Raw genomic sequence first — 13,146 nt, 5'->3', positions numbered from 1 at the left:
GCCACGGCCATGAATATTGCCCTCGTCCTTTGCCTGCTGCTTCTGGGCGGCATCACGTTCACCGCTCAGGCGTTGCCCCTGAGCCTCAGCGAAAGTGCCGGCAAGCGGTTGTACCACGAAGGCGTGTCGGCCAGCGGCGAGCCGATCATGGTCCGGGTCGGCGCATCGGGCATGCTGTTGCCGGCCACCCGCCTGCCGTGCGCCAATTGTCATGGCGAAGATGGCCTCGGGAGCCCGGAAGGCAGGGTGCGACCGCCGAACCTGAGCTGGTCGCGGCTGACCAGCAGCCATGGCCAGCAGCACATCAACGGCCGCAGTTATCCGGCCTACAGCGAAAGCACCCTGGTGCGGGCAGTGCAGGAGGGGCGCGACCCGGGCAACAATCGGCTCGATCCGTCGATGCCACGGTTCGTGTTGTCGATGAACGATCAACGCAACCTCACGGCGTATCTCAAGCGCCTGGACGAAGACGGCGATCCGGGCCTGGCCCCCGACAGTCTGCACCTGGGCACGTTGTTGCCGGGTTCCGGGCCGTTGAGCGAGGAGGGCGTCACGGTGGCGGCGGTGCTCAACGGCTGCGTGGCGCGTATCAACGAGGCGGGCGGAATTCATGGCCGGCAGTTGCGCCTGACCATCCTCGACCCTGGCGCCGACCGTGCCAGTGCCGAAAAGGCCCTGGACCAATTGATCGATGAAGAACAGGTGTTTGCCCTGATCGCACCGCTGGCACCGGCATTGGACATGGACCTCGCCGTGCGTCTGGAACAGGCCGGCATTCCCCTGATCGGACCCCTGTCCTTGCAGGGCACGCCCCACACCAGTCCGCAGATATTCGAACCGCTGCCGGGCCTTCGCGAGCAATTGATCGCCCTGGCCGACTACGCCGGTGCCAGCCTGCGGGTGCTTCAGGGGCCGACGCTGATTGCCTACCCGGACGAATCCGGCCAACGGCTGACGGCGCAGGAACTCAGCCAATACTTGCAGGGGCACGCCTGGCAAAAGGTGAGCCTGCAAGCCTACGACCCGACCAGGGATGATTTTCCCTTGGGGTCGCGCTCGGTGTTTTACCTGGGCAGCAGCAGCGGCTTCAGTCGTCTGGCCGAACGCTTGCAAACGGCGGGGCAGGTGCCTTACCTGTTCGCCGCCTCGAACCAGGTGGCGGGCAATCTGATGCAGGTGCCCAGCGGATTTTCCCGGCGGGTGTTCCTGGCCTATCCGTTCGTGCCCAGCGACTGGACCCTGGCCGGGCGCCTGGCCTTGACCCAGTTGCGCGAACACCAGGGCCTCGGCGGCCAGCATGCGGTGCTGCAAGTGGGCGCGTTCAGTTCGATGATGCTGCTCAGCGAGGGCATGAAGCAGGCCGGGCGCAATGCCAGTCGCCAGAAGCTGGTCAGTGCCCTGGAAGGCCTGCGTGACTTCGATACCGGGTTGACGCCGCTGATCACCTTTGGTCCGGGCCGGCGCCAGGGCTTGAGCGGTGCCCATGTCGTCACGGTGGATCTGCCGGGCCAGCGTTTCTATCTGGTCGCCCCCTATAAACCCATTGCTGCCAAGCCCTGACCGGAGGCCGATGATGAAACCTGACACCGCCCGGCATACCCTGATCAAGGTAGCGTCCGGTGCAGACGCTTCCACTGTCGAAAACGCGCAGCTACGCTTAAGCGCAATGAGGGCGTCGGCGTCATTGCGCTCGCGCAATCGAATCGAGCGAATTGACGATCAATAGGGGGTTTCCCCAACAGTGGGGAAAAAACTTCAATGCCAATCCGGTCGCTTTCCCCGTTTTTGGGGGGATGGGATTTCTGTACGGGAAGGCATTGTTTTTAAATTCAAGGACATGAAGACCTAAAATTACCGGCGCCCAGCCTGGCGTGAAGTGTGCATTAGTCCTGTCAGGGCGCGCACTCCGTCAGGTTCAAAACCCGGACCTGCGGTTTCAAGGAGTCCACCTTGTTAAACAAAGTACTGGTTGTTGATGACGAACAGTTGCTGGCGGAGAACCTCCAGGGATACCTGCAGGCGCAAGCACTGGAAGTCCGGATTGCCCACGACGGTGCGCAAGGAATCGTTGAAGCTGACGATTTCGCGCCCGATGTGATGGTGTTCGATTACCGCTTGCCCGATATGGAAGGCTTTCAGGTGCTCGATGCCGTCCGCCACAGCAGGAAGTGTCATTTTGTGCTGATCACAGGGCATCCAACCGCAGAGGTTTGCGATCGGGCCCGGCAGCTGGGAGTCAGCCATATCCTGTTCAAACCGTTTCCATTGGCGGAATTGGCCCGTGCCGTGCTTGATCTTCTGGGCAGGCAACGCGAACCCAAAGCGGGGGTGGGCACTTGCGAAGGCTTTGTCGAACGACGCCAGAGCAGGACCGAGAGTTTCCCCCTGCAGTTGTACGACGGTAGCTGGGTGCTTGCAGATCGCCGAAAAAGTACATCGGCCTCCATGGCGCCAGACGACGAACAATTGCTCACCGGGGAGTAGTGGCGCGACAAGACGTTCCGGCCCACGCCGAAATGACTCGCCGCGCCGACAGGGCCCAAAGCCCCGGGCGTTGGAGAGCAAGCCATGGACCGTCTATCCCTTGCCGTAGAACCGGCGCAACCGGAATGTGCACCGACTCGTTTTAGCAGTGAACAACTGGCCCAGGCCCGAGCCCTGGCCACCAGTTCCGGCGAACGGATGCTGGACGCCCTGGGGGGGCTGTGCGAACTGGCTCCCATGCCTTTCATTCAATGCCTCGGCGTAACCCTGCACTACCCGGTGCTCGACACCGACAGCCTGTTCAATTCCACGCCGGTGTTCGACCGGGTGACCCTGGCCCAATGCCTCAAGCGCGAATTCATTCTGTTGCGTCATAACGATGCGGTCATCGGTGTGTTCGCCGACCCCTTCGACAGTGCACGCCTGGCCTGGATCGATGAATGCCTGCAAGGAGCGCCGCTGTATCTGGTGCATGCCGATGACCTGAAGGCCTACCTGGCGCGTCACGAAGAAAGCTTCCATGCAGTGGAGTCGCTCAACGCCCAAAGCGACGCCGGCGCAGAAATCGATAACCTGCAAAGTCTGTCCCTGACCAGCATCAGCGAAGACTCCAGCGTGGTGGTCAAGCTGGTCAATTCGACCCTGTATGACGCGCTGAAAATGCACGCCAGCGACATCCATCTCGGCACCACCGGCAGCGGCCTGGTGATCAAGTACCGGATCGACGGCGTGCTCAACAACATCAGCAAGATCCAGGGCAGCGAGTTCGCCGAGCAAGTGATTTCCCGGGTCAAGGTCATGGCCGAACTGGACATCGGCGAAAAACGCGTGCCTCAGGATGGCCGTTTCAAGATCGGTATCAGCGGCCGGCAGATCGACTTCCGGGTGTCGATCATGCCGAGCATTTTCGGGGAAGACGCGGTGCTGCGGGTACTCGACAAGCAGGACCTGGCGGACAAGGTCTGTGGCGTGCAACTGCAGGCCCTGGGCTTTGAAGAAGAAACCCTGCGCCAGCTGCGCCGGCTGGCCGCCGAACCCTACGGCATGGTGCTGGTGACCGGACCTACCGGTAGCGGCAAGACCACCACCCTGTACGCGATGATTACCGAGATCAACCATGGCGTGGACAAGATCATCACCATTGAGGACCCGGTGGAGTATCAACTGCCGGGCGTGCTGCAGATTCCCGTCAACGAGAAAAAAGGCCTGACTTTCGCCCGGGGCCTACGCTCGATCCTGCGGCATGACCCGGACAAGATCATGGTCGGTGAAATCCGCGACCCGGACACCGCACAGATCGCCGTGCAATCGGCGCTTACCGGCCACCTGGTGTTCACCACCATTCACGCCAACAACGTGTTCGACGTGATCGGCCGATTCACCCAGATGGAAATCGATCCCTACAGCCTGGTCTCGGCACTCAATGCCGTGCTGGCCCAGCGCTTGATCCGCCTGGTCTGCACCAGTTGCAGCAGCCCTTACAGCCCGACAGCAGAAGAGCTGGAGGTCTCGGGGCTGGATCCGCAAAAGGTCGCTCACTACCAGTTCGTCCACGGCAAGGGCTGCGGGCATTGCCGGGGCACCGGTTATCGCGGGCGCAGCGCGATTGCCGAGCTGCTGCACCTGGACGACGAACTGCGGCAGATGATCGTCGAGCGCCAACCCATTTCGAAAATCAAGGCGCATGCCTGCAAACGTGGCTTGCGCCTGTTGCGCGAGTCGGCGCTGGAGATGGTGGAACAAGGCCGGACCACTCTCGAGGAGATCAATCGTGTCACTTTTATCTCGTGAGCAATTTGTCGCCGTGCTCGGCGCCAGCGGTGTTGGCCTGGGGCAACGGCACGGCGCTGCAACCCACTGGCTGGGCAGCGTCGGCTACATCGACGAAGGCTTCCAGGCCTGGGCGGTGGCCCTCGACACCCTCGACCGCTTGCTGGCCGAACACAGCGTTGCCAGGGCGGAACTGACCGTAGTGATCTCCGGGCACTTCTGCCGCTATTGCCTGGTGCCCTGGAGCGAGCAGATCAGCAGCCCGGCCGAATTGCTCGGCTACGCTCAACTGTGTTTCGAAGACCTCTACGGTGCCCCGACGCAACCCTGGAGCCTGGTGCTCTCGGCCGAACCCGCCGGTTACGACCGCATCGCCACCGCGCTGCCACAGGACTTGCTCGAACGCCTGCGCGCCCTGGTCAGCGCTCGCGGATTGCGCCTGCGTTCGGTGCAGCCGTACCTGATGGCAGCGTTCAACCATTTCGATAAGAGCTTTGAGGCCGGGGACTTCCTGTTCGTCGTCGCCGAATCGGTACGCAGCGTGTTGCTGCTGGCCCGGGAAGGGCGCTGGACCTCGGTGCGTTCAGTGGGCAGCAGCGACAGCGATGCTGCGCTGACCGCGCTGATCGGCCGTGAAAGCCAGTTGCAGGCATCCACCAGCGATCGGCCGTTGAATGTCTACCTGCATGCACCGGCGCGCATCGATTCGCCTCCCGACGTGCCCGGTGTGCATCTGCGCACCCTCGAAGAAGACCGGACAGCCGTACGCGATTGCCTGTACGTCATGTCTCGGGCGGTGGCCTGACATGCGCCCCCTGATGCTCGACTTTCAGCCGCGCCGCCGTGCAGGCCCCTTGGGCTGGAGCCTGCTGGCCGGTGGCGTGGTGCTGACACTGGCTTGCCTGGTGGTGCAACAGCACCTGAGCAACGAGGCCGAACAACAGCAAGGTCATCTGCAAACCACACAGCGGGTGCTCACCGGCGATACCGGCACCAAGCTTAGCCTGACACCGGCGCAAATCCGCGAGCAGGCGCAGAACCTGGCCGAAATGCGCAAGGTCTCCCAGCAGTTGCGCCGCCCCTGGGAACGCCTGTTCGCCACCCTCGAAGCCATGCCGCGGGACAACATTGCCCTGCTGGCCCTGACCCCGGACGCCCGCAAAGGCCAGGTGCTGATCAGCGCCGAGGCGCTGGACCTGGAAGCCATGCTCGATTTCCACCGCCGCCTCGAAGCCAGCGACGAGCTGTCCGACGTGTCGCTGCTGAGCCACGAAATTGTCGCCAACGTGCCGGAACACCCGGTGCAGTTCAACCTGTCGGCTACCTGGGAGATCGGCGATGCAAATCCATAAATTGATCGTCCACGAATACCTGCAAGGCCTGGGCGTTCCGGGGCTGGCAGGACTGGCCATGCTAGTGCTGGCGCTGAGCTATGGCGTGGTCGGGTTGTTGCCAGACTGGGAGTCGCTGCAAAGCCTCAGCCAGCAGACGCGCGAAGCCACCGAGTATCTGGCCAAGGTCGAAGACGGCACAGTGGCTGCGCCGGTGGTGCCGCAGCGCCAGCTCGACGATTTCCGCAGCAAGTTGCCGTCCCAGCCTCAGGCCACTGTGGCCATCGACAAGATCTACGCCCTGGCCGCCCAGGAACGCATCACTTTGTCCCGGGGGGAATACTCCCTGGGCGTGGACCCCAAGACGCACCTGGCCCGTTATCAGATTCTGTTGCCGGTACGTGGCAGCTACCCGCAACTGCGGCGTTTCCTGCACGCCTTGCTCGGCCAGTTGCCGGCGGTGGTGCTGGAGGATGTGGAGTTTCAGCGCAAGAATATCGCCGATACCGACCTGACCGGGCGGATCCGCATGACCCTTTACCTGTCGAGGTCATGATGAATACCAAACGAGTGGTGGGTTGGGTGGCGTTCCTCGGTGTAGCGGCAGCGCTCGCCTGGCTCCCCGATTACTTCAAACAGGCTGACGACAGCGACCCTGCGGTGGTCGCCGTGGTCACGCCAGACAAGGGCAAGATCCCTGGTGCATCGGCGGCTGCATCGAGCGCCGCGGCGGCAGCGCCGATCAAGGACCTGAGCCCGGCAGGCGACCTGTTCGCCGCCCGCAGCTGGAAAGCGGCGCCGGCCCTGGGCACCGTCACTGAACAACCGGTCGACGTGACTCCGGTGGTGCAAGTCCCCACTGCACCGCCGTTGCCCTTCCAGTTTGTCGGCAGGCTGGATGACCGTTCCGATCTGCAGGTGTTTTTGCAGAACGGCGAAAAAATATACGTCGTGCGCAAGGGGGATGTCATCGACAAAACCTGGCGGATCGAGCGGATTTCCGATGAGGAACTGAGCCTGGTTTACCTGCCTCTGCATTTATCTCAGACCTTGTCTGTGGGGAGTACGGAATGAACAAATCCCGTTTGCTGATGAGCCTGTGTCTCTGTGCAGGGCTGGCCGCATGCAGTTCGGCGCAGGTTGCCAGGGATGAAGCTTCCGCCCTGATCGAGTCGGGCCAGTACGAAGCCGGTCTGGCCCGCATCGAAGAGGGATTGCGCGAAAACCCTCGCGATACCGATCTGCACATGGCCCTCAACAACGGACGGGCCCTCGCCGTGAAGGCGCTGCTGGCCCAGGCCGACATGGACCGGGCCCAGCGTAATTTCGCCGGGGCCCGCATGACTTACAGCCGGGTCTTGAACATCGAACCGAACAACCGTCGTGCCCAGGATTCCCTGCGCCAGCTCGACTATCTGCGCAGCATGGATGAGAAACTCGAACTGGCCCGTGGCGACCTGCGTCGCGGTGACATCTACGGTGCCGACCGCCAGGTCAAACAGATTCTCGAACTGGACCCGAAGAACGACGGCGCTCTGGAACTACAGGACAGCATCCGCCTGGTGCAGAGCCGCAACGTGGTGCAGTACCCGCAACTGCGCACGCGCCTTGACCGGCCGGTGACCCTGGAGTTTCGCGAGGCCAACCTCAAGACCATTTTCGAAGTGCTGTCCCAGGTCGCCGGCCTGAACTTCATCTTCGACAAGGACCTGCGCCCGGACATGAAAGCCACGATCTTCGTACGTGACGTGCGTATCGAAGACGCCGTGGAGCTGCTGCTGCAACAGAACCAGCTGCATCAGAAAGTGGTGAATGAAAACACCGTGCTGATCTACCCGGACTCGCCGCAGAAGATCAAGGATTACCAAGAGCTGGTGATGCGCACCTTCTACCTGACCAGCATCGATGCCAACACGGCGCTGAACATGATCAAGACCATGCTCAAGACCCGCGACGTGTTTGTCGATGAGCGCCTCAACACCCTGACCATGCGCGATACCGGTGACGCGGTGCGCATGGCGGAAAAACTCCTGCAATCGCAGGACCAGTCCAACCCGGAAGTGGTGCTGGAAGTGGAAGTGATGGAAGTCGCCCGTCAACGCATTCTCGACCTTGGCCTGCAATGGCCCAACACCTTCGGCGTGGTCAACAGCGACGGCTCGGCGGTGACCATTCTTGATCAACTCAAAGGCATCGACTCCAGCCGGATTACCATCTCGCCATCGCCGCAGGCCAAGATCAATGCCCAGGACAAGGACATCAATACCCTGGCCAGCCCTGTGATTCGGGTGAGCAACCGCGAGCAGGCGCGCATCCACATCGGTCAGCGCGTGCCGATCATCAGCGCCACCTCGGTGCCTTCGACCCAGGGCCCGGTGATCACCGAAAGCGTGACCTACCTTGACGTCGGTCTCAAGCTCGAAGTGCAACCCATCGTGCACCTGAACAACGAAGTGGCGATCAAGATCGCGCTGGAAGTCAGTAACGCCACGCCGCTGACGCCGACCGCTCAGGGCACCATTCCGGTCCAGGTCGATACCCGCAACGCCCAGACCACCTTGCGTCTGCATGACGGCGAAACCCAGATCCTCGCAGGGCTCGTGCGCAACGACCACGGCGCCACCGGCAACAAGATTCCCGGCCTTGGCGACATTCCCGGCCTGGGTCGCCTGTTCGGCAGCAACAAGGACGACGTCAGCAAATCCGAACTGGTGCTGTCGATCACCCCGCGGATCGTGCGCAACCTGCCGTACCAGAGCCCGTCGGACATGGAATTCCCGACCGGTACCGAAACCAGCATGCACATCCAGGCACCGGACCGTTCGATGAGCACGACGGTTCAGTCCGGCCCCATGAGCGCACCGATCGCCACCACCGTTACCGTTGGGAAGCCTTGATCATGAATGCCTCACAACGCGGTTTCAGCCTGATCGAAGTCGTGGTGACGCTCGCCCTGGTCGGCCTGCTGGCCGGCATGGCCGCACCGCTGACCGAGACGGTGGTGCGCCGGGGCAAAGAGCAGGATCTGCGGACTGCGCTGTACGAGATCCGCGATGCCATCGACGCCTACAAACACGCCTTCGACGCCGGCTACATCGAGAAGTCGCTCGACAGCAGCGGCTACCCGCCGAACCTGAAAGTGCTGGTCGAGGGTGTGCGTGACACGCGCAGCGCCAAGGGTGCCAAGTTCTACTTCCTGCGACGCATCCCCCGTGACCCGCTGGCAGTCGTCAAGCGTGACGACGAGGGCGGCTGGGGCCTGCGTTCCTATGACAGTTCGGCTGAGAACCCACGGGAGGGCCAGGACGTCTATGACGTTTACTCCAAGGCCCGGGGCAAGGGTCTCAACGGTATTGCCTACCGAGAGTGGTGAGCCTATGCGTCGGCAAAAGGGTTTTACCCTGATTGAACTGATGGTGGTCCTGGCAATCATCGCGACCCTGATGACGATCGCCTTGCCACGCTACTTCAACAGCCTGGAGGCCTCCAAAGAGACCACCCTGCACCAGAGTCTGTCGTCTATGCGCGAGGCGCTGGATCACTACTACGGCGACACCGGGCGTTATCCCGATTCCATCAATCAACTGGTCGAACTGCGCTACCTGCGTAACCAGCCGCTGGATCCGATTGCCGAGCGCAAGGACACCTGGATCATAGTCGCGCCACCGGATGGCGTGGCGGGTGGGGTGGCCGATATCAAGAGTGGGGCCAGCGGGAGGGCGCGTGATGGCAGCCTGTATTCCGAGTGGTAAACCTTCGAGCCAGGACGGCTTCACCTACCTGGGTGTGCTGTTTCTGATCGTTGTGATAGGCATGGGTCTGGCCAGTGCCGGCGAGTTGTGGGCCACCGCTTCGCGCCGGGATCGCGAAAACCAGTTGCTCTGGGTCGGTACGCAATATGCCCAGGCGTTGCGCAGCTATTACCGCAGTTCGCCCGGTATGGCCCAGTACCCGAAAGAACTCTCGGACCTGGTACAGGACGAGCGCTTCCCGACGGCCAAGCACCATCTCCGGCAGTTGTACCCGGAGCCGATGACAGGTGGCGAGTGGGAGCTGATGCGTGATTTCGACGGGCGGATCAGTGGTGTGTACTGCCCGTCCGAGCAGAAGCCGCTCAAGCAGGCGAACTTTCCCAGCGAGTGGTCGGACTTCAACGGCATGGCCAGCTACAAGGATTGGCAGTTCGTGGCCGAGAAAGTGGTCCTCGATGGCACCAGTGGACCGCCGAAAGCACAGTCCACCGCGCCCCAGGCATTGCAGCCTTGAGCCTCGGGAGCGGGTTTGACAGCCAACACATTTTTGCCAGATGTACCCGGTCCAATTGTGGGAGCGGGCTTGCTCGCGAAGGCGGCCTGACAGCCGACCTGTCTTTTGTTGACCGTGTACATATCCATTCCTGCGGTAACGGCCACTTATGGTTTCGCCCTTACGGCGAGTCCCTTTGGCAAACGCCCCAAAGGAACCAAAGGTCTCGCCCCTTACGTACGGCCCCTCGCCTGGGCTCGGGGTTCCTTCGCTCCGGCATTCATCCGGGGGCATTGCCCTCCGGTCTGCTTCGCGACGACCTACATGCAATGAGTTCGACTGCGTCGAACGGCGCTGCGCGCCAATCCCCGGATGAACACCTCCACTCAGCCTCCCGAGGGGGCGGGTGGATCAAGATCAAGAGCTGCAGGCGAGCTAACGCTCGGCCTGATGAGTGGTGAGAAGCGTGGGTGTATGCCGATCTGCCTTTGCTCTTCTGTGGGAGCGAGCTTGCTCGCGAAGGCGGCCTGACAGCCGACCTGAATCTGGCGGATGTACCTCGACCCTGTGGGAGCGGGCTTGCCCGCGAAGGCGGCCTGACAGTCGACCAATCTTCCGAAGGTGCGTCACAGATAAACGAAGCCCGCAATCAGGCCGGCCGGTAGGCCGCCTCGCTTTTGCTGTTGCGGTGCACGCCCCCTCGTGAGGCCGAGCGCAGGTTCTGCGCAGTGGGCAACCCGGCATGGATGCCGGGTTAGCCGCCACCGGCCATGGATGGCCGATGGCGGCGGGCCCACGGAGCAGGACCGGAGCGAGGGCATGCCGAGCCACAGCGAGGCACCGAATGTCAGGGGCAAGAGCCCTTGGTTACTTGGGGTTGGGCGGCATTCCGTTTTTCCAAGTGACCCGCTGTAAGAGCGGAACCATAAGAGGCCGTTACCGCAAAAACGGATATGTACACCCTCAAAAATCCATGCCGCCTGCCACACCGCCATCGCAAGCAAGCCCGCTCCCACAGAGACCTTCAGTGGCCACAAGTCCCGCGTAAAACTGGGAACCACAATGTGTGGGAGCTTGCTCGCGATAGCCATGGCTCAGTCTTCACTGTGGCCCGCAGTGGTAAAGCTCATACCGTTTTTGCTACGCCACCACCCGATAACACGGCACATACGCCGCGCCGCCCGGCAGTTTCATGCGGTGCTGGGCGACGAAGGCTTTGAGCAGCAGGTCCAGCGGATGCATGATCGCCGCGTCGCCACGGATCTGGTACGGCCCGTGTTCTTCGATCAGGCGGATGCCCTTGTCCTTGACGTTGCCGGCGACGATGCCGGAGAACGCGCGGCGCAGGTTGGCCGCCAGTTCGTGGGACGGCAGGTCGAGGCTCAGTTTCAGGTTGGCCATGTTTTCGTGGGTCGGGTCGAACGGGCGCTGGAAGCCTTCGTCGATTTTCAGCAGCCAGTTGAAGTGGAACGCATCGTTGCGCTCGCGGCGGAACTGCTTGACCGCTTTGAGGCCCTGGGTCATCTGCCGCGCCACTTCGGCCGGGTCATCGATGATGATCTGGTAGTGCAGCTTGGCGGTTTCGCCCAGGGTCGCACCGACGAACGCGTCCAGTTGTTCCAGGTACGGCGCGGCATGTTTCGGCCCGGTGAGGACGACCGGGAAGGGCAGGCCTTTATTGTCCGGGTGCATCAGGATGCCCAGCAGGTACAGGAACTCTTCGGCCGTACCGGCACCGCCTGGGAAGATGATGATGCCGTGGCCGACGCGGACAAAGGCTTCCAGGCGTTTTTCGATGTCCGGCAGGATCACCAGTTCGTTGACGATCGGGTTCGGCGCTTCGGCGGCGATGATCCCCGGCTCGGTCAGGCCCAGGTAGCGGCCGCCGTGGATGCGTTGCTTGGCGTGGGCGATGGTCGCGCCTTTCATCGGGCCTTTCATCACGCCGGGGCCGCAACCGGTGCAGATGTCCAGGCTGCGCAGGCCCAGTTCGTGGCCGACTTTCTTGGTGTATTTGTATTCTTCGGTGTTGATCGAGTGCCCGCCCCAGCACACCACGATCTTCGGCTCGACGCCGGGACGCAGGGTGCGGGCGTTGCGCAGCAGGTGGAAGACGTAGTCGCTGATGCCCTGGGAGTTGCTCAGGTCGATGCGTTGGCTGTCGAGTTCGTTTTCGGTGTAGACGATGTCACGCAGGGCGCTGAACAGCATTTCCCGGGTGCTGGCGATCATTTCGCCGTCGACGAAGGCGTCGGCCGGGGCGTTCAGCAGTTCCAGGCGTACGCCGCGGTCCTGCTGGTGAATGCGGATTTCAAAATCCTTATAGGCTTCAAGGATGGTCTTGGCATTGTCGACATGGGCGCCAGTGTTGAGGATGGCCAGGGCGCACTGGCGGAAGAGGGTGTAGGTGCTGCCGGAACCGGCTTCGCTCAATTGCTGGACTTCCCGTTGTGAGAGCGTTTCCAGGCTGCCTTTGGGACTGACGGAGGCGTTGATTACTTGGCGTTGGGTCATTCAATGATCCTTAAAACGATGTCATTCACGCAGCAACCACGAATGGCATCCGAATAATGTGTATTCATGAAAGAAGATGGCACGAACTGCGCGGTCTCGCCATGTCCCCTGCTTGACGATGAAAAGATGAAAAGGAGCCCCAGCATAGCTAAATCCCACGCAGAGGCGATAATGGCCTGCTGTCTTTTTGCCTCAGACCCCTTTTTACCATTGAAGCTCAGGAAACCCGACGCAATGTTCGAAATCCAGCCGATGAACGCCCAGACCTACCGACAACAGACACGGCGCAGCACGGTCATCATTGCCCTGATCTTTCTGGCGCTGGCGATGGTGCTGTCCACGGCGGCAGTGGCTCTGTTCGGCACGCCGGGGGGCGACAATCTGCGTTTCAACGTCGGTGGTGTGTTTGTTGCGGTGCTGGCGATGGCGGCGCTGATGCGCCAGGTGTTCTGGCGCCAGGAATGGATGGCGCCAGCGGTCTATAGTTGGCAACTCAAGCGCAGCCTGATGAGCATCACCAATGTCATGCATCATGTAACGGCGGCCGTGGAAAAGGCTGATCCGGTTGCCATGAAGCTGTTGCGTTTCTACCATTTGGGGTTGAACCAGATGCATCAGCTCGATGGCAACTCCAGCGACCACGGCCAGTTGATCCGCGAAATGGATCAGCACAAGGAACGAATGCAAGCGCTGGGGATCGATACCGAACAGACGCGGCTGGATCCGGCGTGGCTGGAGGCGGTAAAGCAGGCCATCCGCTAACATCATCGCGAGCCTGGATCAGGCATAGTGAGCAACAGCG

At 61.9% G+C, this 13,146-nt stretch carries 13 protein-coding genes; 12 read left to right on the top strand and 1 reads right to left on the bottom strand.

Annotated features, from left to right (window positions below; translation table 11 throughout):
- Positions 1-9 precede the first annotated feature (9 nt).
- From AC1DVE_RS15490 to AC1DVE_RS15440, 11 genes are all read left to right on the top strand, one after another.
- On the top strand, positions 10-1,560 hold the full coding sequence (locus AC1DVE_RS15490) for a cytochrome c/ABC transporter substrate-binding protein (RefSeq protein ID WP_223543377.1): 1,551 nt from the start codon (positions 10-12) through the stop codon (positions 1,558-1,560).
- Between the two features lie 390 nt (positions 1,561-1,950).
- Entirely contained in the window at positions 1,951-2,484 is a 534-nt protein-coding gene (locus AC1DVE_RS15485; RefSeq protein WP_223458496.1) for a response regulator, read from the top strand.
- A gap of 84 nt (positions 2,485-2,568) precedes the next feature.
- Complete coding sequence (locus tag AC1DVE_RS15480; RefSeq protein WP_223458498.1) at positions 2,569-4,275, top strand: GspE/PulE family protein; 1,707 nt, start codon at positions 2,569-2,571, stop codon at positions 4,273-4,275.
- Complete coding sequence (locus AC1DVE_RS15475; RefSeq protein WP_223458500.1) at positions 4,256-5,059, top strand: hypothetical protein; 804 nt, start codon at positions 4,256-4,258, stop codon at positions 5,057-5,059. Before AC1DVE_RS15480 ends, AC1DVE_RS15475 begins: the two co-directional genes overlap by 20 nt.
- A 1-nt stretch (position 5,060) precedes the next feature.
- Complete coding sequence (locus AC1DVE_RS15470) at positions 5,061-5,606, top strand: PilN domain-containing protein (RefSeq protein WP_223458502.1); 546 nt, start codon at positions 5,061-5,063, stop codon at positions 5,604-5,606.
- On the top strand, positions 5,593-6,141 hold the full coding sequence (locus tag AC1DVE_RS15465) for a type IV pilus inner membrane component PilO (RefSeq protein ID WP_223458504.1): 549 nt from the start codon (positions 5,593-5,595) through the stop codon (positions 6,139-6,141). Before AC1DVE_RS15470 ends, AC1DVE_RS15465 begins: the two co-directional genes overlap by 14 nt.
- Entirely contained in the window at positions 6,141-6,659 is a 519-nt protein-coding gene (locus AC1DVE_RS15460; RefSeq protein ID WP_223458505.1) for a hypothetical protein, read from the top strand. The genes AC1DVE_RS15465 and AC1DVE_RS15460 overlap by 1 nt, the downstream gene beginning before the upstream one ends.
- A complete protein-coding gene (locus tag AC1DVE_RS15455) occupies positions 6,656-8,482 on the top strand; it encodes a secretin N-terminal domain-containing protein (RefSeq protein WP_223458507.1) in 1,827 nt (608 codons plus the stop codon). The genes AC1DVE_RS15460 and AC1DVE_RS15455 overlap by 4 nt, the downstream gene beginning before the upstream one ends.
- 2 nt (positions 8,483-8,484) lie before the next feature.
- On the top strand, positions 8,485-8,958 hold the full coding sequence (locus tag AC1DVE_RS15450) for a type II secretion system protein (protein ID WP_223458509.1): 474 nt from the start codon (positions 8,485-8,487) through the stop codon (positions 8,956-8,958).
- Positions 8,959-8,962: 4 nt separating this feature from the next.
- Positions 8,963-9,337 (top strand): type II secretion system protein, encoded by a 375-nt coding sequence (locus AC1DVE_RS15445; RefSeq protein WP_223458511.1) that lies wholly within the window; start codon positions 8,963-8,965, stop codon positions 9,335-9,337.
- The gene (locus AC1DVE_RS15440) at positions 9,312-9,851 is read left to right on the top strand and encodes a type II secretion system protein (protein ID WP_223458513.1); all 540 of its coding nucleotides are present in this window, start codon (positions 9,312-9,314) and stop codon (positions 9,849-9,851) included. Before AC1DVE_RS15445 ends, AC1DVE_RS15440 begins: the two co-directional genes overlap by 26 nt.
- Positions 9,852-10,970: 1,119 nt before the next feature.
- Here AC1DVE_RS15440 and ppnN read toward each other — a convergent pair.
- A complete protein-coding gene (gene ppnN, locus AC1DVE_RS15435; protein ID WP_223458515.1) occupies positions 10,971-12,344 on the bottom strand; it encodes a nucleotide 5'-monophosphate nucleosidase PpnN in 1,374 nt (457 codons plus the stop codon).
- A gap of 234 nt (positions 12,345-12,578) precedes the next feature.
- Here ppnN and AC1DVE_RS15430 point away from each other — a divergent pair, with 234 nt between their 5' ends.
- Entirely contained in the window at positions 12,579-13,106 is a 528-nt protein-coding gene (locus AC1DVE_RS15430) for a DUF3087 family protein (protein ID WP_223458517.1), read from the top strand.
- Positions 13,107-13,146: the final 40 nt, after the last annotated feature.

The organism is Pseudomonas sp. P4_B4 (assembly GCF_056402255.1).
Note: the sequence above shows the minus strand (reverse complement) of the source record. Positions and strands in the feature narration are given on the sequence as shown.

Excerpts from the sequence above, each read along its gene's own strand:
- AC1DVE_RS15470 (WP_223458502.1), top strand. The coding sequence starts at position 5,061 with ATGCGCCCCCTGATGCTCGACTTTCAGCCGCGCCGCCGTGCAGGCCCC.
- AC1DVE_RS15455 (WP_223458507.1), top strand. The coding sequence starts at position 6,656 with ATGAACAAATCCCGTTTGCTGATGAGCCTGTGTCTCTGTGCAGGGCTG.
- AC1DVE_RS15480 (WP_223458498.1), top strand. The coding sequence starts at position 2,569 with ATGGACCGTCTATCCCTTGCCGTAGAACCGGCGCAACCGGAATGTGCA.
- AC1DVE_RS15450 (WP_223458509.1), top strand. The coding sequence starts at position 8,485 with ATGAATGCCTCACAACGCGGTTTCAGCCTGATCGAAGTCGTGGTGACG.
- ppnN (WP_223458515.1), bottom strand. The coding sequence starts at position 12,344 with ATGACCCAACGCCAAGTAATCAACGCCTCCGTCAGTCCCAAAGGCAGC.
- AC1DVE_RS15440 (WP_223458513.1), top strand. The coding sequence starts at position 9,312 with ATGGCAGCCTGTATTCCGAGTGGTAAACCTTCGAGCCAGGACGGCTTC.
- AC1DVE_RS15490 (WP_223543377.1), top strand. The coding sequence starts at position 10 with ATGAATATTGCCCTCGTCCTTTGCCTGCTGCTTCTGGGCGGCATCACG.
- AC1DVE_RS15445 (WP_223458511.1), top strand. The coding sequence starts at position 8,963 with ATGCGTCGGCAAAAGGGTTTTACCCTGATTGAACTGATGGTGGTCCTG.
- AC1DVE_RS15430 (WP_223458517.1), top strand. The coding sequence starts at position 12,579 with ATGTTCGAAATCCAGCCGATGAACGCCCAGACCTACCGACAACAGACA.
- AC1DVE_RS15465 (WP_223458504.1), top strand. The coding sequence starts at position 5,593 with ATGCAAATCCATAAATTGATCGTCCACGAATACCTGCAAGGCCTGGGC.
- AC1DVE_RS15460 (WP_223458505.1), top strand. The coding sequence starts at position 6,141 with ATGAATACCAAACGAGTGGTGGGTTGGGTGGCGTTCCTCGGTGTAGCG.